Genomic DNA, 21,945 nt, shown 5'->3' with positions numbered 1-21,945 from the left:
GCCCCTCCCGCGTACCGGCGACGCGTTCGGCCGCGTGCCACGAACCCTTGCCGGTGATCCGTACGTCGAGATCCGGAACACCGGACAGCCGGCGGCTGCCCCGCGCGCACCGCTCGATCGTGAGGGTGCTCCATCGTCCGCGCGCTGCTTCCGCGTTCGCGCGGAGGGAGCGAGGTTCCCGCGTGCCGCTCGTGCGGAACGCGATGAGGTTTCCGTGCCCCTCGGTACCAGCCGCGCAGGCCCTTCACCCAGGTGGTTCATACGAGTCGCGCCCTCCGCACCACCGACGCAAGATCGAAATCCGCTGACGTCGCATCACACACACGGCGTTCGCCTCTGCCCCGGTGAAGGAGATGTGCGCAGGATGACCACCTCGGAAACTGTTTCAGAACCGCTGTCGGAACGGATGTCGGAACGGGTCTCCCATTCCGTGTTCGACGGCTCCAGACTCCGTGTCGTCCTGCTGCTGGACCTCAAGGACGGAACCCAGCAGCAATTCCTCGAAGCGTACGAACAACTGCGCAACCAAGTCGCGTCCGTCCCGGGCCACGTCAGCGACCAGTTGTGCCAGTCGATCGAGAATCCGTCCCAATGGCTCATCACCAGCGAATGGGAGAGCGCCCCACCCTTCCTCGCATGGGTGAACAGCGAAGAGCACGTGGAGGTGGTCAAGCCGCTGAGCAGGTGCGTCCGGGACCTCAAATCGCTGCGCTACAACATCCTCCGCGAGACCGGCGGACCGTCGGCCACCTCCGAGCCCGCGAAGGGCCGGCTCCTGGCGTCTCCCCGGATCGGCGACGGAGTGGTCCGCCACGCGCTCACCTTCACGGTCAAGCCGGGCAGTGAATCGACCGTCGCGCGGATCCTGTCCGACTACGCCCCGCCCGAGGCGCAGGTCGACGACACCACACGGCTGCTCCGTACGTCGCTCTTCATGCACGGCAACCGGGTCGTGCGGACCATCGAAGTGCGGGGCGATCTGATGGCGGCGCTGCGTCACGTCGCCCGGCAGCCCCAGGTGCGGGCCGTCGAGGAAGCCATCAACCCCTACCTGGAGCAGAGCCGGGACCTGAGCGACCCCGAGTCCGCCCGGATGTTCTTCACCCTGGCCGCGTTGCCCGCCGTACACCATGTGACAAAGGGTGGGCAGCAGCCCGCGGACGTGGAACGACACGCGCTGTACTACCCGGCCAAGCAGGGCTACGGGGAGCGGTTGGCCCGGCTGCTCGCCCGGTATGACGAGGCGGCGGCGGACGACCCGCAGACCCCGGTCCGCGGCAGCACGATCTTCCAGCGCGACGACATCGTGGTGAGGCTCATCGATGTGCGGGGCGGTCTCGAAGCCGACCCCGCCCTGTCCCTCGGCTTCCAGGACCCCCGGCAGGCGGCCGAGTTGACGTGCCTCCTCGACGGCGACGCCGCCGGTAAGGGTGGTTCTGCCTCGGAGACAAGGGCCATCGCTCGCTTGCTCGAGCGCGCCCACATGGAACTCATCACCGATCGCCGCTCGCCCGGTGCCTGACCGGCGTACGCGGTCCGCGGCGGCCGCACACCCAACGCCGACGGCGCAAGCAACTGGAGGAATGACGTGACCAAGCAGCGTCCCAGAGTCGTGGATCTCAGCGAGACCGAACCGAACCGCAGGCGCGGAGGCGACCTGCGCGCCATGCTCACACCCACTGCGGTGGGGGCCACCAGCGGTTTCATGGGTGTGGCCTTGGTGGCGCCCGGCGACCGCATCGGCGAGCACTACCACCCGTACTCCGAGGAATTCGTGTACGTCGTCTGCGGTGAGCTGGAGGTGGACCTCGACGGCGAGCCCTGCCCGCTCCGGCCCGAACAGGGCCTGATGATTCCCGCCCATATGAGGCACCGCTTCCGCAACGTCGGTGATGTGGAAGCCCGCCTCGTCTTCCACCTCGGCCCGCTGGCTCCGCGCCCGGAACTCGGCCATGTCGACACGGAGGAAACCGACGCCGCAGCCGCCACCGCAGCCGCGGGCGGGGCCGCGTCGGGCGATGTCCGATCGGCCGATCGAAGTCAGGCACTGTCATGACCCGGCGCGTGGCGGTCACCGGCATAGGCGTGGTGGCACCCGGCGGCATCGGCGTACCGGCGTTCTGGGACCTTCTCGCCCATGGCCGCACCGCGACGCGGGGCATTACGTTCTTCGACCCCTCGGACCTTCGCTCCCGGATCGCCGCCGAGTGCGACTTCGACCCGGCGGCCCACGGCCTGGAGGCCGAACAGGTCGAACGGGCCGACCGGTACATCCAGTTCGCCCTGGTCGCCGCCGAGGAAGCCGTACGGGACGCGGGCCTCGACCCCGCCCAGGAGAACCCCTGGCGCGTAGGGGTCTCTCTGGGGACCGCAGTCGGCGGCACCACCCGCCTGGAGCACGACTACGTCCTGGTCAGCGAACGAGGGCAGCGCTGGGATGTGGACCACCGTGAGGCGGGCCCTCATCTGCACCGCGCGTTCTCGCCCAGCACGCTGGCCTCGGTGGTCGCCGAGCGATTCGGGGCGGGGGGCCCGGTGCAGACCGTCTCCACCGGCTGCACTTCGGGACTCGACGCCATCGGATACGCCTTCCACACCATTGAGGAGGGCCGGGCGGACGTCTGCATCGCCGGCGCCTCGGACTCGCCGATCTCGCCGATCACCATGGCCTGCTTCGACGCGATCAAGGCGACGTCCTCGAACAATGACGACCCCGCCCACGCCTCCAGGCCCTTCGACGCCCATCGCGACGGATTCGTCATGGGCGAGGGCGGAGCGGTGCTGGTTCTGGAAGAGCTGGAACACGCCAGAGCCCGCGGCGCGAACGTGTACTGCGAACTCAGCGGTTATGCCACGTTCGGCAACGCACACCACATGACCGGCCTCACCAGCGAGGGCCTGGAAATGGCCCAGGCGATCGATGTCGCGCTCGACCATGCCCGTCTCGACGGCTCGTCGATCGACTACGTCAACGCACACGGCTCGGGCACCCGGCAGAACGACCGCCATGAGACGGCGGCGGTCAAACGGTCACTGGGCGCACACGCCTACGACACGCCCATGAGCTCGATCAAATCCATGGTGGGCCACTCCCTCGGGGCGATCGGGGCGATCGAGATCGTGGCCTGCGTGCTCGCCCTGCTCCACCAGGTGGTACCGCCGACCGCGAACTACGAGACCCCGGACCCCGAGTGCGATCTGGACTACGTACCAGGTGTCGCTCGCGCCCGGAAACTGGACAGCGTGCTCTCCGTGGGCAGCGGGTTCGGTGGCTTCCAGTCAGCAGTGGTCCTGACCCGGCCGAGGGAGAAGAGACGATGAGCCCACCACGCGCACGGCGCGCGGCAGTCACCGGAATCGGTGTCATCGCGCCCAATGGAACGAGCACCGAGACCTTCTGGAAGTCGACCCAGGAGGGCACCAGCGTGCTCGACCGGGTCACCCGTGAAGGGTGTGACCACTTGCCGCTGCGGATCGCCGGCGAGGTCCGCGAGTTCGACGCGTCGTCACTGATCGAGGACCGGTATCTCGTCCAGACCGACCGGTTCACGCACTTCGCGATGGCCGCGGCCGACCTCGCCCTTGCCGAGGCCCGGCTCGGGCAGGCCGACGTCAGCGGCTCGCCGTTCTCCGCGGGCGTGGTCACCGCCGCCGGTTCCGGTGGCGGTGAGTTCGGGCAGCGGGAGCTGCAACGGCTCTGGGGGCAGGGAAGCCGCTTCGTCGGCCCGTACCAGTCCATCGCCTGGTTCTACGCCGCCAGCACCGGCCAGATATCCATTCGCCGTGGGTTCAAGGGGCCCTGCTCGGTGGTCGCCGCCGACGAGGCAGGAGGTCTGGACTCCCTCGCGCACGCCGCGCGGGCCGTATGGCGTGGTACCGACGTGATCTTGTCCGGCGCGGCCGAGGCACCCCTGGCCCCCTACTCGATGGTCTGCCAGCTCGGCTACGAGGAGCTCAGCACCGTCGACGACCCGAGCCGCGCCTACCGCCCGTTCACCACCGGCGCCTGCGGATTCGTGCCTGCCGAAGGCGGCGCCATGTTCGTCGTGGAGGAAGAGAGCGTGGCCCGGGAACGTGGCGTGCCCGTCAGGGCCACCATCGCGGGGCACGCCGCCACGTTCACCGGCGCATCGAGCTGGCAGCGGTCCCGGGAGGGACTCGGCCAGGCCATCCGCGTCGCCCTGGACGAGGCCGACTGCGCCCCCGAGGAGATCGACGTCGTGTTCGCCGACGCCCTCGGCACACCGGAGGCGGACCGGGCCGAAGCACTGGCGATCGCCGACACCCTTGCCGCACACAGCAGGCGCGTGCCCGTGACGGCACCGAAGACGGGTACGGGGCGGGCCTACTGCGCGGCGCCCGTGCTGGACGCCGCGGCGGCGGTGCTCGCGATGGAGCACGGCCTGATACCGCCCACCCCCAACGTCGTCGACCCCTGCCATGACCTCGACCTGGTGACGTCGCGCGCCCGCCCCGCCGAGCTGCGCACGGCGCTGGTCCTCAGCCGGGGACTGATGGGGTCGAACACGGCGCTCGTGCTGCGGCACGGCGCCGCTCACGCCGCATAGCGAAGGCCCGTAGTGGCAGCACCGAACCGAAGGAGAGGAACCGCATGACCCCTCAAGTGACCGCGAAAGAACTGGCCGAGCTCATGAAGAAGGCCGCGGGAGTCCACGTCGACCCGGACGAACTGGAGCAACGCACCGACTCCGGCTTCGACACGTTCGGCCTCGACTCGCTCGGCCTCCTCGGCATCGTGGGCGAGCTGGAGAACCGGCACGGCATGCCGATGCCGCCCGACGCCGAGCGCTGCAAGACCCCCAGACAGTTCCTGGACCTCGTCAACAGCACCCTCATGGCAGGAGCCTGACATGGCCGGGCACACGGAGAACGCCATCACCATCGCAGCGCCGATGGACCTCGTCTGGGACATGACGAACGACCTGGAGAACTGGCCGCGGCTGTTCAGCGAGTACGCGGCCGTCGAGGTGCTGTCCCGTGACGGGAACGCCACGACCTTCCGGCTGACCATGCACCCCGACGAGAACGGCAAGGTGTGGAGCTGGGTCTCGGAACGGGTGATGGACCGTGACACGCTCAGCGTCAGGGCCCGCCGCGTGGAGCCGGGACCCTTCGAGTACATGAACATCCGGTGGGCGTACGAGGAGACCGCGGACGGCACCCGGATGGTCTGGACGCAGGACTTCGCGATGAAGCCGGACGCGCCGGTCGACGACGCCGGGATGACGGACATGATCAACCGCAACTCCCGCGTCCAGATGGCCCTCATCCGGGACCGGATCGAGCAGGCCACGCCCGAGCGCCGGACCGCACAAATGATGACCGACTGAGACCGATGACCGACTGAGACGGACGAAGGACATCCGATGCACCACGCTTTGATCGTCGCTCGCATGGCCCCGGGGTCGGCACCGGACATCGCCAAGGTGTTCGAGGCCTCCGACCGGGGTGAACTGCCGCATCTCGTCGGGGTCACCCGGCGCCGTCTCTTCCAGTTCGGTGATGTGTATATGCACCTCGCCGAATCGGAGCAGGATCCCGGACCGGCCATCGCCAGGGTGGCCGAGCACCCCGCATTCCGGGACATCTGCGAGCAGTTGTCGGCGTACGTCAGTCCCTACGACCCCGAGACCTGGCGCGGCCCGAAGGACGCGATGGCGCACTGCTTCTACCGCTGGGACCGGGACCCCACCGCCTGAACCTCCGCCCGAGAGCACTGATCGCCGGCCCCGCGGTTCTCGCGGGGCCGGCGATCAGTGCTCTCGGGCGGACCGGCCATGCTCTGCGCCCCTGGGCTCTGTGCCCCTGGCCGCCCCCGATGGCCGCGCAGGCCTACTTGGCCGAGTCGAGGTGGGCGAACACGACCACGTTCTCCGTGTAGTCCTGGGCGCTGTGGTCGTACGCGCCGCCGCAGGTGATCAGACGCAACTGGGGGGAGTTGGTGTCGGCGTAGACCCGGTCGTTCGGGAAGTTCGCCTTGCTGAAGGAGTCGACGGAGTCGACCTTGAAAGTCGCGACGATGCCGTCCGCGCGGGTGATGTTCACCGTGCTTCCGCGCTCGAGGGTCCGCAGGCTCTCGAACACGGCCGGACCGGTCTTCGTATCGACATGGCCCACCACGATCGACGAGCCGCGCTCACCGGGAGACGCCCCGCCCTGGAACCAGCCGACGAGATTGTTGTCGTTCGCGGGTGGCGCGTTGAGCTGTCCGGACGTGCCGAGGGACAACGGGGTGAAGGGCGCGTTCACGGCGATCTCCGGGATCGAGAGCCTCCGGGGCGCCGAACGCGGCAGCGCCCGATCCGCGGCGGTATCGCGTGCGGCACCGGTCGCACTCGCGCTCACCTTGGGCGTTGCGGAGGCGACGGCCGCGGGTGGGTCCTGCGGCTTGAGATCAGGCGGGCTCGCCAGGGAGTTGTGGATCATCAGAGCGCCGAGCCCTACTGCCAGCGCGGGCGCCAGAAGAGCGTGGCGAGCTGTACGGGACGAGGCCTTGGACGGGGGCTCGGGCGGCTGCGGGGCGGCCATGGGACGGTGCCTTTCGTGAACGGGGCGTCGATGGACGCGTCGAGGGCCGGCGGTAGCGCGACGGCCGCGGCCACCGTCGCCTTCGAGGGCAACGGTGGCCGCGACAGTGCAGCGACTGTCGAGAGGACTCTGATCAGGCCGCGTCGGCACCCGACGCGGTGCGGCGCCGCAGCATGTACGCGCCGGCGCCGAGGCCACCGAGCAGCAGTACGGAGCCGGCAGCCATGCTGCCCCCGGACTGCGCCAGGCCGCCGCCACCGGCGTGGACGCCGCCCTTGGGCTTGTCCTTGCCGTGGTCGTCCTTCTCCTTGCCGTAGTCGTCCTTCTCTTCTTCCTTGTACTTGTCGTGCTCCTCGCTGCCGTAGTCGCCGTCTTCGGCGGTGCGCAGGGCGAGGGCGCCGCCACCGGCGTGGACGCCGCCGTAGGGCTTGTCCTTGCCGTGGTCGTCCTTCTCCTTGCCGTAGTCGTCCTTCTCTTCTTCCTTGTACTTGTCGTGCTCCTCGCTGCCGTAGTCGCCGTCTTCGGCGGTGCGCAGGGCGAGGGCGCCACCGCCGGCGTGGACGCCGCCGTAGGGCTTGTCCTTGCCGTGGTCGTCCTTCTCCTTGCCGTAGTCGTCCTTCTTCTCTTCCTTCTTCTCTTCCTCGTGCTTGTCGTGCTCGTCGCCGTAGTCGGTGGTGCGCAGGGAGAGCGCCCCGCCGCCGGCGTGGACGCCGCCGTAGGGCTTGTCCTTGCCGTGGTCGTGCTTCTCCTTGCCGTAGTCGTCCTTCTTCTCTTCCTCCTTGGACTTGTCGTGCTCGTCGCTGCCGTAGGAAGAGCTGTCTTCCGTCGTCCGGAGCTCAGCCACCGTCAGGGCGCTCGCGGCGGGAGCCGAGATGGCGACGGCCGCGGCGATTGCGGCGGAGGCGAACAGGGTCCGCGTAATGCGCATGGGGGGTATTCCTTTCGCCGCGACTGCGATGGCCGGCCCGGCGCCGGCTCATCGGAATCGCAGTAGCGACGTGATCACCCTCAGCGGGATCGCGGCTCCTCACCACCGGAGGGCGCCGCAGTCGAGCTACTTCATGGGCCCTTCGAGTGGTTGCAGTACGAATAATGACCCGTTCGGCGGCGCCCGCTTCCTCGGTCGGGACACGACGATGGGGTAAAGCGCGGGTGGCCCGGTGTCGTACCCCCCAGCCTGGGCACTTGGACGGGGGAGGCGGCGATGGAAGCGCGTACGTCGAACAGTTCGAGCACTTTGAGTACTTTGAGCACCTCGATCAGGTCGATCACGTCGATAGGGAGCAACCGGGCCGCGACCCGCCGGGCGGCAGGCTCGCTGGCCGATGGAGCCGCCCGAGCGGGATTCACCGCGCGCGGTGTCATCTACCTGTTGGTCGGCATGCTGGCGCTGCAACTCGCCTTCGGCGGCGGCGAACGGCAGGCGGATCAGTCGGGCGCGCTCGCGGAGGTCTCGGAGCGGCCCTTCGGGACCGTCCTGCTCTGGGCTCTGGGCGTCGGGTTGGTCGGAATGGCGCTCTGGCGGCTGTCCGAAGCGTTTTTCGGGGCAGCGGGCCCGGACGGCCGTTCCTGGAAGAAACGGTTGTCGTCGGCGGCCCGTTGCCTCTTCTACGGGTTCGTCGCCCACTCGGTGCTCACCTTCGCGGCGGGCGCCCGCGGGAGCGGGAGTGGGGGCGGTTCGAGCGACGGGCGCTCCCGGGACGTGACGGCGAGGGTCCTGGACCTGCCCGGGGGGCAGTGGGTCATGGGCGTGGCCGGTGTGGCCGTGGTGTGTGCGGGTGTGTGGATGGGTTTCGCGGCTGCGGGTCGCAGGTACCGAAAGCACCTGATGGTCGGTCAAATGTCGCGGCGCGTACGCGGGTTGGCCGACACGGCGGGTGTCGCGGGCGGGGCGGCGCGCGGTCTGGTGTTCGCGGCGGCGGGGGCCTTCGCGCTCCGCGCGGCCGTCGACTACCAACCGGACAAGGCCAAGGGAGTGGACGACACGCTGCGTTCGTTCACCGAGACGCCCATGGGGCCGTGGCTGCTGGCGTGCGTCGCGGTCGGACTTGTTCTGTTCGGCGTGTTCTCCTTCGTCATGGCTCGCTGGCGCAGGCTCTGAGTCGCGGCACCCCGGGCCGGAGAGCTGTGCTGGAACTACGAAGAGTAATCACCCCTGGACACACCTCGGGGCCGGTTCCGGGATGTCCCGGGCCGGCCCCCTCATGCGTTCGGGCGGCTGACTGGCGTCGCCCGTGGTGTGCCGAGCGCCTCAGGCGGCCGTCATCACCGGCCCGGCGCCCGGCGGGCGGTGCGGGGCGATGATCCGGCCGTCCGGCAGGAGCTCACCGGTGTCCTCGAAGAGCAGGACTCCGTTGCACAGCAGGCTCCATCCCTGCTCCGGGTGGTGCGCCACGAGGAGCGCTGCCTCCCGGTCGGCGGAGTCGGCTGACGGGCACGGTGGCTGGTGCTGGCACATGGATGGGATCTTTCGCTGTGTGGTGAGAACGTGGTTCGTCGTGGTGTCTGTGCTGCGGCTCGTGCTGCTCATGGCCGCCCCCCGTTTCGGATGGTCCGGAACCCAGTGTTGCCCCACGGGCATCGAATCCGCAGGGATTTCGCGTCAGCACTTCTCACAGGTTGATGACGCATCACCCGTGCGGGCGGTTCATTCCCCCAGGCCTGTCTCTTCGGGTGGTTCGGAGTGGCCGGATGGGGCTAGTCCGGTCGGGCCGGGGGTGCGCTGCGTCCTCACGGTGTCACTGCGCGCAGCGGCGTGCCCCACGGCCGGGGTGGGGCCGCGGGGCACGGAAACCGTGGTGCGCTCAGGCGGGTGAGCCGAGCAGCGGGGCGGGGGCGGAAGCGGGGGCGGGTGTGAGCCGGTCGTTCAGCACGGGCAGCAGCTCGGCCACGCGGTGCGGGCGGTGCGCCGCGATACCGGGCGGGGCGGGCGCGAGGGGCACCAGCAGATCGGTGGCGGCGGGATGGCCTTCGGCGCTGTCGGCGGTGCAGTCGCCGTGCAGCCAGAGCGTGAGCATGTAGAGCTCGGGTACGGAGAGCAGGCGCGCCTGGTACGACTGCGTCATGGTCTCGGCCTGGCGCAGCGCGCGTTCGGTGGCGGCGACGTACGGACCCTCGAAGAAGTGGGAGAAGGCCCAGCCGTCGGGGGTCAGCCTGGTCTCGGCGGCGGCCACGGCACGTTCACCGCAGCGGATGAGGAAGCGCCACCCGGCAAGGCGGGTGGCCGGGGCGCCGGCCGGGTTGATCCGGTCGAGCACATGGACGGGCAGCGGGAGATCGGGAGTCGCGGGTCCGGTGGCGCTGCGCAGGGACGGTGTGCGTGCCTCGCGAACGGCGGTGGGTGAACCGAGGGCCGTGAGGACGGTGCGCAAAGCGGGCGCGGGAGCAGGGGGGACATGCAGCGGCATGGTGGGTCGCCTCTCATTCGACAGGCAAAAGGGGCGCGAGGGCGGGGGCGGACGACGCTGTCAGCTCTCGGGTCAGAGGGGCGGGGGTCCTGATCCCGTGGTCACCGCTCCGCCTGTCGCGCGGCGCCCGGTGCGCACGCTCGCCGTGGTGGCGGCAAACCCTGGCGGCTCTTCCCCGGTCTCGACGATGTTCGACCCGGTTCGGCGCATCAAGGACCTTCCGTCGCCTTGCGACCGTACGCATCAGACGCCCCGCGGCTCGCCCTTCGGCGAATGACGTCACTGTGACGGCAGGATCCACGACCGCGAGCGCCAACTCTCTGCCTCGTTCGCGGAGTTTATACGACACGTGTTCAGAACGTGTTTCGGCTAGCTGTTCCGCACATTAAGAGCAAGAGGCAATTTGGACGCCGATAGGTGTGTTTGGTCCCGATTCTCCGTGGGAACCCGGCCGTGACCTCGGAATACGTCTCCGAAACGGTCGGCCGAATGTCGTCGGCGTTTTTCACGACATCGCAGTTCGTCAGACGCGAGATCGTCACTCGGCAAAACTGCGAACTGCCCCATGCCGCGTGAATGTGCCTCCTGGGCAAACTGGGTCCAGCGTAGCGCCTGGAGGGGCTGCCCGGGGCGTTATCGATCACATTGCCTGGGCATCATCCCTCGTGACCCGGGACACCAGCGGCCGGTTCGTCGGGCTGCCCACGCGAGAAGGGATGCTTGGATGGGGGAGAAGGTCGTGGCAGGGCCGTTCGGTCTGTCCGATCGGCAGCGCTACCGCAGCAAGCTCCAGCAGTGCCTGGCGGGGCTCGCGCGGCTGCTGACGGAGAAGCGGTTCGACCGCCCCAAGAATCTCATGGGCCTGGAGATCGAGCTCAATCTCGCGGGCCCCGATGGCATGCCGCGAATGATGAACGCGCAAGTACTGGAACGCATCGCGAGCCGGGATTTCCAAACAGAACTCGCCATGTTCAATCTGGAAGTCAACATTGCCCCACATCGATTGGGTGGCCGGGTTTTCGACCGGCTCGCCGAGGAGTTGCGCACCTCACTCGCCTACGCCCATCGGAAAGCGAACGAGGTCGACGCGGGAATCGTGATGATCGGCATTCTGCCGACGCTCGCACGCGACGACCTGATCTCCGCGAACCTCTCCGACGTGGAGCGCTACACCCTGCTCAACGACCAGATCGTGGCTGCCCGGGGCGAGGACTTCGTCCTGGACATCGACGGTGTCGAACGGCTGAGCTGTACCTCGGCGTCCATCGCTCCGGAAGCCGCCTGCACCTCCGTGCAACTGCACCTCCAGGTCACGCCCGGCCGTTTCGCCGACGTGTGGAACGCCGCGCAGGCCATCGCCGCCGCACAGATCGCGATCGGCGCCAACTCGCCGTTCCTGTTCGGCCGTGAGCTCTGGAGAGAGTCGCGGCCCCCGCTGTTCCTGCAGTCCACCGACACCCGACCGCCCGAGCTGCAGGCCCAGGGTGTCCGCCCGCGCACCTGGTTCGGGGAGCGGTGGATTACGTCGGCGTACGACCTCTTCGAGGAGAATCTCCGTTACTTCCCCGCGCTGCTGCCGATCTGCGACGACGAGGATCCGCTCCCCGTCCTGGACGAGGGCGGAACACCCCGGCTCGGTGAGCTCGTGCTGCACAACGGCACCATCTACCGCTGGAACCGCCCGGTGTACGGCATCGACGACGGCGTCCCGCATCTGCGGGTCGAGAACCGCGTGCTGCCCGCCGGCCCCACCGTCACGGACGTCATCGCCAACGCGGCCTTCTACTACGGACTCGTGCGCGCCCTCTCCGAGGAGGCCCGGCCCGTGTGGACTCGGCTGCCCTTCGAGGCCGCCGCCGCCAACTTCGACCACGCGTGCCGGTACGGCATCGACGCGCAACTGGAGTGGCCTCGACGCGGCCGGTACGGCGGGACCACCCGGGTGCCCGCGGTGCAACTGGTGCGGGACGAGCTGCTGCCGCTCGCGGCGGCGGGCCTGGAGGCGTGGGGCGTCGAGCCGGCCGATCGGGACCTCTACCTCGGCGTGATCGAGGAGCGGTGCAAACGGCGGATCAACGGGGCGTCCTGGCAGTCCCGTACGTTCCACCGGGCGCTGGAAAAGGGCATGGAACGGGATGCCGCGCTGGCCGCCACGACAAAGCGTTACTGCGAGCTGATGCACCTCGGTGAGCCGGTGCACACCTGGCCGGTGGGGTTACCGGAGCCGGCGACCGCTGGGCTGATCGCCTCTTGATCACCTCTTGATCGCCTCTTGGTCAACTCTGCCGGGCCGCCTGCACGATGGCCTTGAGGATCACCGAGTGGATCTGGGCGGGGTCGCTGATCTGGTGCCCCGAGCCGCCCGTCGCCTTCGCGATCTGGTCGACCTCGTCCTTGTCGGCGTCCGGGCCCACGGCGATCGCGATCAGCGGCACCGGGCGCTCCGGGTCGGCGAGCTTCCGGAGCTCGGTGATGAGACGGGACCGCGAGATACTGCCGGGGTCCTCGTTCACCCCGTCGGTCAGGATCACCAGCGCGTTGAACTTCCCCTGCCCGTACGAGGCTACGGCCGCCCGGTACGCCGCCAGCGTCGTGTCGTAGAGGCCGGTGGGGCCATCAGGGACAGGTTCCAGGTCTCTGACAGCCGCCGACAGTTTGTCCCGCTGGGTGCCATCGCCCTTGCGGTCACCGAGCTGCTCGGTCGGCACGAGGACACGGTAGTCGCGGTCTCCGTCGAGCCTCGTGGAGAACTTCCACAGACCTATCTCGTCGTCCGCGGTGAACGTGGCCAGGGCCTGCAGCAGTGATGCCTTGGTCACGTCCATCCGGGACCGGTCGGTGCCCGGCAACGGCTTCGCCATGGACGCGGAGGCATCGACGACCGTGGTGATCCGGTCGCTCTGCACCGTGATCGTCCACAGGCCGAGGGCTTCCTGGACATCCTTCTCCCGGGCCGGCTCGGCCGCCGTCTCGCCGTACGGCTGCGGGGGACGGCCGCCCGCCTGGGTGACCAGCGCCTCCGGCGTCTCGTCCCACGCCGTGCGGAAGCCGTGTCTCCCGAGGATCTCGCGTCCGTCGGCCTCGCCGAGCAGAGTCATGAAGCGCAGCGCTGCCCGGCTCTGGTCCGTGGTCAGCCTGTTCTCGTCGATCAGTGCGAACGGGTAGTCGAGCCGCGGCGAACCGTCCTCGGGATAGAAGAGGTCCAGGTCGTCGCCGCTGTCCGCCTCCGTGTTGTACGCGAACGCCGCCTGCTCGGAGAGGATCAGCGCCTGATTGCGCTGCGGGTCGCCCTGTTCGGTGTCGGACAGATCGCGGGGCAGGGTGGCCAGGAGCCGGCTGTCGGTCTCGGCCGTGCGCTGCGAGAGGGCCCTCGTCATCGCGGCCGCCCGGGTGTCGCCGTCCTTCGTCCGCTCGGCGGCGTCGGTCAGACGGGTCAGGGCGAGCAGACCGGTCGCACTGAGCGCCGGGTCGCCCGCGCCGAGCCTCAGTCGGTCGCTCGTCATCGCCGTGTCGGCCAGCTCGGTCCAGGTGTACGTCTTGTTCGGCCACCCCAGCGACTTCGCTGCCGACGGGATCATGGCGACGCCGACCGGCGTGGAGGCGATGTTGCCCACCTGCGTCACCGGCTCGGCCCTGGTGTCCGCCGTGATCTGGTGCACCCACAGATCCGAGTCGGGCACCCACACCTCGAAGTCGGTGTCGCTCGTCGCCTTCGACCGCAGGGCGTCCGCGACCTGGTACGCCTCACGCGCGGTCACGCGGACGTCGAGGCAGCGGCCGTCGGAGGTCACTTCGTGGCGGTGCGCGTAGTCGGCCGCGGCCACGAGGGCCGGGGCGATGGCCGGGGCGGCCGCGACCTTGACCCGTACCTCGCCGCCCTGGCAGGAGGATCCGAAGGACAGCAGTCCGCCCTGGACGGCCGCCACCGTGCCCGCGGCCACCGCGAGCACGGTGGCCGTCGCGATCGCCGCGTGGCGGCGCCGCGCGCGGGGACGGGGGGCGACTGCACTCCTCGCAGACCGGTCGGGCAAGCTGTGACGTCCCATGGCGGTGGTGCCCCTCCCTGGTTGAGCCTTGAGCCTTGAGGTGGCCGTATGCCATGGCAGGAAAGGGAGGTACGCCGCGTATGGCGTCCGTCCCCACAACGGCCTGTCGCGCACGATCTTCGTAACTTCTTTCGAGACCCTAGCGGGGCGGAGATGGGGACGAGACGGGATTACTCAACTGGAGGCAGGTGTGAAGGCGGAGGACGGGCCGGTGGCCGATTCTTTTCCTACGGAGCGGCCGGCGCGGCGAATTTTCCGCGATGAGACGCTGCTCGTTCTCGGGCTTTCGCTCGGGGCGAGCGGAGTATCCGCGCTGATCAGCTTTGTGGGGTCGGTCACGAAGCCCGGGGGCCTGAAGGATCAGGCGGCCACGCTGAACGCCTCGGAGGCACCGGGCCGTCCATGGCTCGATCTGGCCTGGCAGCTGTTCGGGATCACGACGGCGCTGGTACCGGTCGCGCTCGTCGCGCACTTCCTGCTGCGTGAGGGGCGGGGGCTGCGCACGATCGGCTTCGACCGCACTCGCCCGGCGCTGGATCTGGGGCGAGGCGCGGTGATCGCCGCGGTGATAGGCAGTACGGGGATCGCCTTCTACCTGGCGGCCCGCGGACTCGGCTTCAACCTCACCGTCGTGCCGGAAGCGCTGCCCGACGTGTGGTGGAAGTACCCGGTGCTGATCCTCTCCGCCATCCAGAACGCCGTGCTGGAAGAAGTGATCGTCGTCGGGTATCTGCTGCGCCGGCTGGGCCAGTTGGGCTGGACGCCGGGCAGCGCGCTGATGGCCAGCTCCGTGCTGCGCGGCTCGTACCACCTCTACCAGGGCATCGGCGGATTCCTCGGCAACATGGCGATGGGCGTCGTCTTCGTCTTCCTGTACCGCCGGTGGGGCCGCGTCGGGCCCCTGGTGGTCGCCCACTCGCTGCTCGACATAGGCGCGTTCGTGGGGTACGCGCTGCTGGCGGGCAAGGTGGGGTGGCTGCCTACGGCTTGAGCCGACGGGAGGGGGCGTGCGGCATTCCCGTACGCCCCCTCTGTGCTGTTCACGCGTGCAGTTCGCCCTCGAGGACGGTGACCGCGTGGCCCGTGAGCAACGTGCGCTCGCCGCGGACTCCGGTGTGGACACGACCCGAGCGGGGGGAAGCCTGCAGGCCGGTGAGGTCGGGGCGGCCGAGGCGCTCGGACCAGTAGGGGGCGAGGGCCGTGTGGGCGCTGCCGGTGACCGGGTCCTCGTCGATGCCCATGTTCGGGAAGAAGCAGCGCGACACGAAGTCGTAGCCCCGGGAGGGGTCCTCGGCACGGGCGGTGGCGATGATGCCGCGCTCGGAGTAGCGGGTGAGGGCCCTGTGGTCAGGGGTGAGGCCCAGAACGGTCTTCTCGTCGGCGAGTTCGATCAGCAGGTCGCCGACGTTCGGGCCGGTGTCATGGGTGGTGAGCGGCGCGGCGCCCAGTGCCTCGGCCACCCCCTCCGGGGTCTCGACCCGAGTGAGCGGCGCGGTCGGGAAGTCCAGCGTGACGGACCCGTCCTCGTTCGCGGTGGCGATGAGCACGCCGCTCTTGGTCGCGAACCGTACGGCGCCGGTGGCGGCGCCCGTGGAGGCCAGCACGTGCGCGGTGGCGAGTGTCGCGTGGCCGCACATCGCGACCTCGGTGACTGGGGTGAACCAGCGCAGCGCCCAGTCGGCCTCGCCGCCTTCCGGGAGGCGGTGGGCGAACGCCGTCTCCGCGTGGTTCACCTCCAGGGCCACGTTCTGAAGCCAGGTGTCGTCGGGAAAGGCGTCGAGGAGGACGACGCCGGCCGGATTGCCGGAGAAGGGGCGGTCGGTGAAGGCGTCGACGATTCGAATCCGCATGCCGCAGACGCTAGGCACTGACCGACCTCGCAGACCAAGGCCAATTCGGGGCGAGTGGACCTGGGTGGCGCGGCACGGGCCTCGCGCCTGCTCGTCGCTCACGTGCTCGCCAGGGGCTTGTCAGCCGAACAGTTCCGATATATCGTTGAAGCATCGCGACAGATCAACGATCGAATGGAGTGATTGCGATGCGTTCCCATGGAGAGGAATTCGGACCGGGCTTCGGACCTGGTCCTGGACGTCGCCACGGCGGACCCGGCCCTCACGGGCAGGGTGGTTTCGAGGGGCGGCGTGCCGCCTTCGGTCCCTTCGGGCCGGGCTTCGGCCCGGGGCCCTGGGGTGGACGTGGAGGCCGGGGCGGGCCACGAGGCAGGGCGCGGCGCGGCGACGTACGCGCGTCGATCCTGGCTCTGCTGAAGGACCGGCCCATGCACGGCTACGAGATGATCCAGGAGATCGCCGAGCGCAGCGGCGGGGCGTGGAAGCCCAGCCCCGGCTCGGTGTACCCCACCCTTCAGCTGCTGGAGGACGAAGGTCTGATCAGCAGCGCGACCGAGGGGGGCAAGAAGCTGTTCTCGCTCACCGAGCCCGGCCGCGCCGCGGCCGACGAGGGTCCCGACGCGCCCTGGGAAGAGGCAGGGCGTGGCGTCGACTGGGAGGCACTGAACGACATCCGGCAGGCCGGCTTCGGTCTGATGGAGGCGTTCGGGCAGGTCTGGAAGACCGGCAGCAAGGAGCAGCGCGAGAAGGCGCTGTCCGTCATCAACGAAGCCCGGAAGAAGATGTACCTGATCCTCGCCGACGAGGACTGACGGGATGAGGGCTGAGGGTCTGACGGTCAAAAGGCCCGATGGCCCGATGGCTCGCACAAGGGGGTACTTCGACACCGAAGTGCCCCCTTAAGTCTGCGAGGAGGTGTCTCTATGTCACCAGTCCAGCCAGCTTGCGCAGGGATTCACCGAGGGCCGCCGTCGCCGAGTCCTTCAGCTTGCCCGCCATCAGCGAGACGGCGGCGCCCGTGAACTCCCCGTCGATACGAACCGTCGTGCCCTCGCCGTCAGGGGTGAGCGTGTAGCGGGTGGCGACTGTCACGGCCATGGGGCCCTTGCCGCGGATCGCCAGGGTGCGAGCGGGTTCCAGCTCCTCGATGGTCCACTCGACTTCAGCGGGGAAGCCCATGAGCTTCATGTGCTCCTCGAAGGTGCCGCCGACCTCGAGGGTCTGTGGGCCGCCCTTGGGGAAGCTGGTGTGGGTGGAGTTCCACTCCCCGTAGGAGGAGAAGTCCGTGAGCTGCGCCCAGACCTTCTCGGCAGGCGCCTCGATGCGTGCTTCCGCGCTGACTTCGGCCATGCGACCACCTCTTCGCCTCGGGCGCTGCGCCTGGCGCAGCTACGGTGTCGCGGAACGTAGCCGCAGGGCCTGGAACATTCAATACTGATGAACCGTCAGAAAGTGTCGAGACGTCCTCCTGACCCCGTCGTCGGCCGTGGGTGGCGGCCCATGGTCGCCCATGGCGTGCAAGGCGAGGCGGCGCGCGCCGCGCGGGGAACAAGGGCGTGATGTCATCCGTAAGGAGGAGATTCCGCTCATGGTTGCCCACCCTGTGTTGGACGCGAAAATGCTGCCAGCCGAGGATGACCCGACGCCAAGAGGCTGATGGGGTAGGGATGTGCAATTCCCCATTTCGCAGCAACAGGCTCTCGAACGTGGCCTGAACCGTACGAGCATCGAGGCCAGGATCAGTGAGGCGCTGGCAGCGGTGGTCACCGGTGCGCGCAGAAGGGCCCTGCGGGACGGGGACCGGCAGATCGACACGGCCCATCTGCTGCATACGCTTCTGGAGTCCGACCCCGAGGTGCGCGCGGCCTTCGACAGCGGTCAGCAGGTCGCACGGCTGCTCGGATATCTCGTACAGCGCAGCATCGGCTACGGGCTGCGCTGGCAGGGGGGCGTCGAGGACTCCGGCGCCCTGGGGGCCGTAAGGGAGGACGGCTGGTCGCCGGTGGCGGCCGGCGCCATGGAGAAGGCATGCGCGCTCGCCGAGCGGCGAGGCAGTGAACTCCCGGACGGTATCGACCTGTTCGCGGCCGTCGTCGCCGATTCCGAGTCCCGGGCCGTCGAGGTGCTGGAGCGGGCGGGGGTCGACGTGCGGGCGCTGCGGGTGCGACTGGAAGCCGCGGTGGAGCGGGGCGTCGAAGCCTGAGCCGAGGGGGTCCCGCAACGGGCCGGCTCCCCATGTCGACACGTTTGGCCGTCCCGGTTGCTCCGGTTGCTCCGGTTGTTCCAGTGCGCCGGTCGTTCCGGTCCTTGAGACAGGCGCCATTGATGGTGACGCTCATGTCATCGCCTGTCATCATGTGCCGGTGCATACGTCCGAGAGCAGTCAGAGCAACCGGGGGAGGAGCGTCGGACTGGGCCTCGCGCTCGTGTCGGCGGTCGCCTTCGGGGGATCCGGTGTCGCGGCCAAGCCGTTGATCGAGGCGGGCCTGGATCCGCTCCACGTGGTGTGGTTGCGTGTCGCGGGCGCCGCCCTCGTGATGCTCCCGCTGGCGGTACGCCACCGTGGACTGCTGCTCAAGCGCCCCGCGCTGCTCGCCGGGTTCGGCCTGCTCGCCGTGGCCGGCGTGCAGGCCTGCTACTTCGCGGCGATCTCCCGTATCCCCGTCGGCGTCGCGCTGCTCGTCGAGTACCTCGCGCCGGCCCTGGTCCTCGGCTGGGTGCGGTTCGTACAGCGGCGGCCGGTGACGCGCGCCGCCGCCCTGGGAGTCGTACTGGCCGTCGGCGGGCTCGCCTGCGTCGTCGAGGTGTGGTCGGGGCTGGGCTTCGACCTCCTCGGCCTGCTGCTCGCGCTCGGCGCGGCCTGTTGCCAGGTCGGTTACTTCGTCCTGTCCGACCAGGGCAGCGACGCGGGCGAGGAGGCCCCGGACCCGCTCGGTGTCATCGCGTACGGCCTCCTCGTCGGCGCGCTCGTGCTGACGGTCGTGGCACGCCCGTGGGGCATGGACTGGTCGGTCCTCGGGGGTGCCGCGGATCTGAACGGTACGACGGTCGCCGCGGGGGTCCTGCTGGCCTGGATCGTGCTGGTCGCCACCGTCGCCGCGTATGTCACCGGTGTGCTTGCAGTGCGCCGGCTCTCCCCTCAGGTCGCGGGTGTCGTGGCCTGCCTCGAAGCGGTCATCGCGACCGTCCTCGCCTGGGTCCTGCTCGGCGAACACCTTTCGGCGCCCCAGATCGTCGGCGGCGTGGTGGTGCTGCTCGGCGCCCTCATCGCGCAGTCGTCGACGCCCGCCAAGGTCCCGGACGGGCCGGTGGCGGGTGGTGGAGATGACGCGGAAAGGGAGTTGTCGGCGCGGGGCAGCGCCGCCTAGGCTGCCGATCATGCATACGACGGCACTCGTTCTTCCCCCTCCCGCCGCCTGAGGCGGGCCCTCCGGAATCCACGCCCGACCGCCGGTCGGGCCGAACGGTGCTGCCCGCGGACGAAGTCCGAGGATCTTCCGCGCTGACGTGCCCATATGTGCTCTGACGTGTTCTGACCTGCTCTGACGTGTCCTGATGTACTCCGTGCACGACACGCGACGCGGATCCTTCCCGAACTTCTGCGTATCTGCGGAGAGAACACGTGTCGAATGCTGCTTCCGGCCTGCCCATCGGGCGAGGCCTTCTCTATCTGACCGTTGCCGGTGTCGCCTGGGGCACCGCGGGCGCGGCCGCTTCGCTCGTCTACCGGACGAGCGACATGGGCCCCGTCGCCCTGTCCTTCTGGCGCTGCGCGGGTGGACTCGTCCTGCTGCTCGCCGCCCGGCTGGTGCGGACCCGGACCCGGACCCAGACCCGGACCCGGACCCGGACCCGGACGTGGACCCGCCCCCGGCTGCGGCCACGCACCGTCCAACCGCTGCGTCGTCGTACGACGCTGCTGCGGATCGGCGTCACAGGACTCGGACTCGCCGCCTTCCAGACCGCGTACTTCGCCGCGGTCGAGGTGACCGGGCTGGCTGTGGCCACCGTCGTCACGCTCGGCGCCGGTCCCGTGCTCATCGCGCTGGGGGCGCGACTGACCATGGGAGAGCGACTCGGACTCGGTGGTGCCGCCGCCGTCGCCGGGGCGCTCGCCGGGCTCGCGGTGCTCGTGCTGGGCGGGGAGGGTGCGACGGTGCGGCCCGGGGGCGTCGCGCTCGCGCTCGTGTCCGCCGCCGGGTACAGCGTGATGACGCTGCTGACCCGGTGGTGGGGGCGTGACGGCGGTTCCGACGCGTCCGCCACCACCCTGGGGGCGTTCGCCGTCACGACCCTGTGCCTGCTGCCGTTCGGCCTCACCGAGGGTCTGGTGCCGCACACCGCCGAACCCCTCCTGGTCCTCGGCCTGTTGGCGTTCGTGGCGGCGATCCCCACCGCCCTCGCGTACGCCCTGTACTTCGCGGGCGCGGCCGTCGTCCGCTCGGCCACCGTCTCCGTGATCATGCTGCTGGAGCCGGTGAGCGCGGCTGTCCTGGCGGTAGGACTGCTCGGCGAACGACTGAGCGCGGCAACGCTCTTGGGCACGCTGTTGATGCTCGGATCGGTCGCCGGGCTCGCGTTCGCGGAGGCGCGGGGAGGCGGGGGAAGCGCGCGGCAGGCGCCCGAGCCGGAAGGGGTACCGGCCTGAGGGACGCGTGACGCCGGAGCGGGCCGGCTCTGCGAGCCCGCCCCGGCACCCTGCGACCGGGGTCGCCTCCCGGCTCCCGGTGTCGGCCCCACGCGCCGGCGCGGCGTCATGCTCCGCGTCGGCGCAGCAGGTGGTCACGTGCCGCCGCGTCACGGGGACCGCCCCTCGTGGCCAGTCCGGCCACGATGCGGTCCTGGACCTCTTCGGACCTGTGGTTCGCGTACTTGAACTTCGCCCGTACGTCGGTCACTTGGAGGCGCAGGCCACGGATCCCGGAGAGGAGGCGGCCGTACGGAGCCTCGCCGACCGTCGCCCGGGCGGAGCCGCCCTCCGGCTGGAAGTGGCCGAGCTGGCGGTTGAGGAGGTCGGCCTTCTGGGCCGGGTCGTCCACCACCTGGGCGGTGCAGCGGAGTTGGACCGCCGTGTAGAAGCTCGTCGGCGTGCCGTGCTCCGGCGGCGCGTCCGGCGGGGCCTGCCAGGGGCCGGGCACGTACACGTAGTCGTCGACCACGCTCAGCGTGACGACCGGGTCCGCGTCGAGGGCGGGCCACAGCGGGTTCGGGCGGGCGAGGTGTGCGATCACCTCGCCGCGCCCCGAGTCGTACGCGAAGTGCAGGGGCTGGACGTGCGGTGGATCGCCCGGCAGGCCGTTCACCGCGAGCTGCCCGAAGTCGTGGGCGGCGAGCCACTGTTGCCACTCGGTGTCGTCGTGGGGCGCGTCCCAGGGATGGATGAGCATCACAGAGTCGTCAGGTAGTCGGGGAGTTCGACGTCGGGGGCCAGGTCGTCGGCGGGGACCGGGGTGCCGTATCCCTTGCGGAGCGGGACGACTCCGGTCCAGTGCGGCAGGCCGAGGTCCTCGGGCTCGTCGTTCGGGCCGCCGGTGCGCGACTTGGCGGAGACCTCGCCGAGGTCGAGGCGGAGTACGGCGGTGGCGGACAGTTCCTTGGCGTTGGCGGGCCGGGAGTCGTACGAGCGGCCGGGGACTACGTGGTCGACGATTGCGTCCAGGGCTTCGCGCTTCTCTTCGGGGTCGGTCACCTGATGAGCGGTGCCATGTATCACCACGGAGCGGTAGTTGATCGAGTGGTGGAAGGCCGAGCGGGCCAGCACCAGGCCGTCCACGTGCGTGACGGTGAGACAGACCGGGAGCCCGGGATCGGCCTGGCCGGCCATCCGCAGCGGGCGCGAACCGGTCGATCCGTGCACATAGAGTCGCTCGCCGACCCGGCCGTACAGCGTGGGCAGTACGACCGGCGCCCCGTCGCGGACGAAGCCCAGATGACACATGTATCCCTCGTCGAGGATCGAGTGCACCGTCTCGCGGTCGTACGAGGCGCGCTCACGGGAGCGGGTGGGGATGGTGCGGTCGGTCGGGGTGTAGGCGGCGGGCCGCGGGGCCGTCTCCGTCATGGTGCTCTCCAGCTCTCTTGGGCTTCTTGTCT

Annotated in this window: 23 protein-coding genes; 14 read left to right on the top strand and 9 right to left on the bottom strand. The window is 69.8% G+C overall.

The features are described from left to right. Positions 1 to 364: 364 nt before the first annotated feature. From FE633_RS22670 to FE633_RS22640, 7 genes are all read left to right on the top strand, one after another. Positions 365 to 1,522, top strand: a complete 1,158-nt coding sequence (locus FE633_RS22670) for a SchA/CurD-like domain-containing protein (protein ID WP_138046986.1) — start codon at positions 365 to 367, stop codon at positions 1,520 to 1,522. 66 nt (positions 1,523 to 1,588) lie between these two features. Beyond that, on the top strand, positions 1,589 to 2,056 hold the full coding sequence (locus tag FE633_RS22665) for a cupin domain-containing protein (protein WP_171060077.1): 468 nt from the start codon (positions 1,589 to 1,591) through the stop codon (positions 2,054 to 2,056). Further along, positions 2,053 to 3,321 (top strand): beta-ketoacyl-[acyl-carrier-protein] synthase family protein, encoded by a 1,269-nt coding sequence (locus FE633_RS22660; RefSeq protein WP_138046985.1) that lies wholly within the window; start codon positions 2,053 to 2,055, stop codon positions 3,319 to 3,321. The genes FE633_RS22665 and FE633_RS22660 overlap by 4 nt, the downstream gene beginning before the upstream one ends. Further along, positions 3,318 to 4,568 carry a beta-ketoacyl synthase N-terminal-like domain-containing protein gene (locus FE633_RS22655; protein ID WP_138046984.1) on the top strand — a complete coding sequence of 417 codons (1,251 nt, stop codon included), beginning with the start codon at positions 3,318 to 3,320 and terminating at the stop codon, positions 4,566 to 4,568. Before FE633_RS22660 ends, FE633_RS22655 begins: the two co-directional genes overlap by 4 nt. Positions 4,569 to 4,612: 44 nt before the next feature. Next, positions 4,613 to 4,870 carry an acyl carrier protein gene (locus FE633_RS22650; protein WP_119105154.1) on the top strand — a complete coding sequence of 86 codons (258 nt, stop codon included), beginning with the start codon at positions 4,613 to 4,615 and terminating at the stop codon, positions 4,868 to 4,870. Between the two features lies 1 nt (position 4,871). Next, positions 4,872 to 5,351 (top strand): SRPBCC family protein, encoded by a 480-nt coding sequence (locus FE633_RS22645; RefSeq protein WP_138046983.1) that lies wholly within the window; start codon positions 4,872 to 4,874, stop codon positions 5,349 to 5,351. Between the two features lie 36 nt (positions 5,352 to 5,387). Beyond that, positions 5,388 to 5,720 (top strand): TcmI family type II polyketide cyclase, encoded by a 333-nt coding sequence (locus FE633_RS22640; RefSeq protein ID WP_138046982.1) that lies wholly within the window; start codon positions 5,388 to 5,390, stop codon positions 5,718 to 5,720. Positions 5,721 to 5,853: 133 nt separating this feature from the next. Here the strand turns inward: FE633_RS22640 and FE633_RS22635 are convergent, their stop codons facing one another. Both FE633_RS22635 and FE633_RS22630 read right to left on the bottom strand, forming a co-directional pair. Further along, a complete protein-coding gene (locus FE633_RS22635; protein ID WP_138046981.1) occupies positions 5,854 to 6,549 on the bottom strand; it encodes a class F sortase in 696 nt (231 codons plus the stop codon). A gap of 133 nt (positions 6,550 to 6,682) precedes the next feature. Continuing rightward, on the bottom strand, positions 6,683 to 7,477 hold the full coding sequence (locus FE633_RS22630; protein WP_138046980.1) for a hypothetical protein: 795 nt from the start codon (positions 7,475 to 7,477) through the stop codon (positions 6,683 to 6,685). A 390-nt stretch (positions 7,478 to 7,867) separates the two neighbouring features. Between FE633_RS22630 and FE633_RS22625 the strand changes: the two genes are divergently transcribed. Beyond that, complete coding sequence (locus FE633_RS22625) at positions 7,868 to 8,650, top strand: DUF1206 domain-containing protein (protein ID WP_246113773.1); 783 nt, start codon at positions 7,868 to 7,870, stop codon at positions 8,648 to 8,650. A gap of 150 nt (positions 8,651 to 8,800) precedes the next feature. On the opposite strand, the gene FE633_RS22620 is transcribed toward FE633_RS22625, so the two are convergent. Both FE633_RS22620 and FE633_RS22615 read right to left on the bottom strand, forming a co-directional pair. Beyond that, positions 8,801 to 9,007, bottom strand: a complete 207-nt coding sequence (locus FE633_RS22620; protein ID WP_119106537.1) for a DUF5999 family protein — start codon at positions 9,005 to 9,007, stop codon at positions 8,801 to 8,803. A 346-nt stretch (positions 9,008 to 9,353) separates the two neighbouring features. Then, entirely contained in the window at positions 9,354 to 9,956 is a 603-nt protein-coding gene (locus FE633_RS22615; protein WP_138046978.1) for a hypothetical protein, read from the bottom strand. Positions 9,957 to 10,680: 724 nt separating this feature from the next. On the opposite strand from FE633_RS22615, the gene FE633_RS22610 reads away from it, so the two are divergent. Beyond that, positions 10,681 to 12,210, top strand: a complete 1,530-nt coding sequence (locus FE633_RS22610) for a glutamate-cysteine ligase family protein (protein WP_138046977.1) — start codon at positions 10,681 to 10,683, stop codon at positions 12,208 to 12,210. Between the two features lie 22 nt (positions 12,211 to 12,232). Here FE633_RS22610 and FE633_RS22605 read toward each other — a convergent pair whose 3' ends face one another. Then, a complete protein-coding gene (locus FE633_RS22605) occupies positions 12,233 to 14,002 on the bottom strand; it encodes a substrate-binding and VWA domain-containing protein (RefSeq protein ID WP_138046976.1) in 1,770 nt (589 codons plus the stop codon). Positions 14,003 to 14,192: 190 nt separating this feature from the next. Between FE633_RS22605 and FE633_RS22600 the strand changes: the two genes are divergently transcribed. Continuing rightward, positions 14,193 to 14,993, top strand: coding sequence for a CPBP family intramembrane glutamic endopeptidase (locus FE633_RS22600; protein WP_138046975.1), 801 nt, complete (start codon positions 14,193 to 14,195; stop codon positions 14,991 to 14,993). A gap of 49 nt (positions 14,994 to 15,042) precedes the next feature. Here FE633_RS22600 and FE633_RS22595 read toward each other — a convergent pair whose 3' ends face one another. Then, positions 15,043 to 15,852: a PhzF family phenazine biosynthesis protein gene (locus tag FE633_RS22595; protein WP_138046974.1), complete on the bottom strand. Its 810-nt coding sequence runs from the start codon at positions 15,850 to 15,852 to the stop codon at positions 15,043 to 15,045. A 188-nt stretch (positions 15,853 to 16,040) separates the two neighbouring features. On the opposite strand from FE633_RS22595, the gene FE633_RS22585 reads away from it, so the two are divergent. Beyond that, on the top strand, positions 16,041 to 16,664 hold the full coding sequence (locus FE633_RS22585; RefSeq protein ID WP_138046973.1) for a PadR family transcriptional regulator: 624 nt from the start codon (positions 16,041 to 16,043) through the stop codon (positions 16,662 to 16,664). Between the two features lie 109 nt (positions 16,665 to 16,773). Here the strand turns inward: FE633_RS22585 and FE633_RS22580 are convergent, their stop codons facing one another. Then, positions 16,774 to 17,202, bottom strand: a complete 429-nt coding sequence (locus FE633_RS22580) for a type II toxin-antitoxin system Rv0910 family toxin (RefSeq protein ID WP_138046972.1) — start codon at positions 17,200 to 17,202, stop codon at positions 16,774 to 16,776. A 319-nt stretch (positions 17,203 to 17,521) separates the two neighbouring features. Here FE633_RS22580 and FE633_RS22575 point away from each other — a divergent pair, with 319 nt between their 5' ends. The 3 genes from FE633_RS22575 to FE633_RS22565 all read left to right on the top strand — a co-directional run bounded on the left by FE633_RS22575 (position 17,522) and on the right by FE633_RS22565 (position 20,500). Beyond that, the gene (locus FE633_RS22575; RefSeq protein ID WP_138046971.1) at positions 17,522 to 18,055 is read left to right on the top strand and encodes a Clp protease N-terminal domain-containing protein; all 534 of its coding nucleotides are present in this window, start codon (positions 17,522 to 17,524) and stop codon (positions 18,053 to 18,055) included. 154 nt (positions 18,056 to 18,209) lie between these two features. Then, positions 18,210 to 19,220, top strand: a complete 1,011-nt coding sequence (locus FE633_RS22570) for an EamA family transporter (protein ID WP_138046970.1) — start codon at positions 18,210 to 18,212, stop codon at positions 19,218 to 19,220. Between the two features lie 254 nt (positions 19,221 to 19,474). Further along, entirely contained in the window at positions 19,475 to 20,500 is a 1,026-nt protein-coding gene (locus tag FE633_RS22565; RefSeq protein WP_138046969.1) for a DMT family transporter, read from the top strand. A gap of 106 nt (positions 20,501 to 20,606) precedes the next feature. On the opposite strand, the gene FE633_RS22560 is transcribed toward FE633_RS22565, so the two are convergent. Then, a complete protein-coding gene (locus FE633_RS22560) occupies positions 20,607 to 21,239 on the bottom strand; it encodes an FMN-binding negative transcriptional regulator (protein ID WP_138046968.1) in 633 nt (210 codons plus the stop codon). Further along, positions 21,239 to 21,913 carry a pyridoxamine 5'-phosphate oxidase family protein gene (locus FE633_RS22555; RefSeq protein ID WP_138046967.1) on the bottom strand — a complete coding sequence of 225 codons (675 nt, stop codon included), beginning with the start codon at positions 21,911 to 21,913 and terminating at the stop codon, positions 21,239 to 21,241. The genes FE633_RS22560 and FE633_RS22555 overlap by 1 nt, the downstream gene beginning before the upstream one ends. Positions 21,914 to 21,945: the final 32 nt, after the last annotated feature.

Origin of the sequence: Streptomyces montanus, from assembly GCF_005786655.1 — a bacterium.
GTDB classification, from domain to species: Bacteria; Actinomycetota; Actinomycetes; order Streptomycetales; family Streptomycetaceae; genus Streptomyces; species Streptomyces sporangiiformans.
Note: the sequence above shows the minus strand (reverse complement) of the source record. Positions and strands in the feature narration are given on the sequence as shown.

Bases quoted from the DNA above. Each gene is read 5' to 3' on its own strand.
- FE633_RS22630 (WP_138046980.1), bottom strand. From the start codon at position 7,477: ATGCGCATTACGCGGACCCTGTTCGCCTCCGCCGCAATCGCCGCGGCC.
- FE633_RS22655 (WP_138046984.1), top strand. From the start codon at position 3,318: ATGAGCCCACCACGCGCACGGCGCGCGGCAGTCACCGGAATCGGTGTC.
- FE633_RS22670 (WP_138046986.1), top strand. From the start codon at position 365: ATGACCACCTCGGAAACTGTTTCAGAACCGCTGTCGGAACGGATGTCG.
- FE633_RS22595 (WP_138046974.1), bottom strand. From the start codon at position 15,852: ATGCGGATTCGAATCGTCGACGCCTTCACCGACCGCCCCTTCTCCGGC.
- FE633_RS22640 (WP_138046982.1), top strand. From the start codon at position 5,388: ATGCACCACGCTTTGATCGTCGCTCGCATGGCCCCGGGGTCGGCACCG.
- FE633_RS22555 (WP_138046967.1), bottom strand. From the start codon at position 21,913: ATGACGGAGACGGCCCCGCGGCCCGCCGCCTACACCCCGACCGACCGC.
- FE633_RS22560 (WP_138046968.1), bottom strand. From the start codon at position 21,239: ATGCTCATCCATCCCTGGGACGCGCCCCACGACGACACCGAGTGGCAA.
- FE633_RS22650 (WP_119105154.1), top strand. From the start codon at position 4,613: ATGACCCCTCAAGTGACCGCGAAAGAACTGGCCGAGCTCATGAAGAAG.
- FE633_RS22585 (WP_138046973.1), top strand. From the start codon at position 16,041: ATGCGTTCCCATGGAGAGGAATTCGGACCGGGCTTCGGACCTGGTCCT.
- FE633_RS22605 (WP_138046976.1), bottom strand. From the start codon at position 14,002: ATGGGACGTCACAGCTTGCCCGACCGGTCTGCGAGGAGTGCAGTCGCC.
- FE633_RS22610 (WP_138046977.1), top strand. From the start codon at position 10,681: ATGGGGGAGAAGGTCGTGGCAGGGCCGTTCGGTCTGTCCGATCGGCAG.
- FE633_RS22615 (WP_138046978.1), bottom strand. From the start codon at position 9,956: ATGCCGCTGCATGTCCCCCCTGCTCCCGCGCCCGCTTTGCGCACCGTC.
- FE633_RS22580 (WP_138046972.1), bottom strand. From the start codon at position 17,202: ATGGCCGAAGTCAGCGCGGAAGCACGCATCGAGGCGCCTGCCGAGAAG.
- FE633_RS22635 (WP_138046981.1), bottom strand. From the start codon at position 6,549: ATGGCCGCCCCGCAGCCGCCCGAGCCCCCGTCCAAGGCCTCGTCCCGT.
- FE633_RS22645 (WP_138046983.1), top strand. From the start codon at position 4,872: ATGGCCGGGCACACGGAGAACGCCATCACCATCGCAGCGCCGATGGAC.
- FE633_RS22660 (WP_138046985.1), top strand. From the start codon at position 2,053: ATGACCCGGCGCGTGGCGGTCACCGGCATAGGCGTGGTGGCACCCGGC.
- FE633_RS22620 (WP_119106537.1), bottom strand. From the start codon at position 9,007: ATGTGCCAGCACCAGCCACCGTGCCCGTCAGCCGACTCCGCCGACCGG.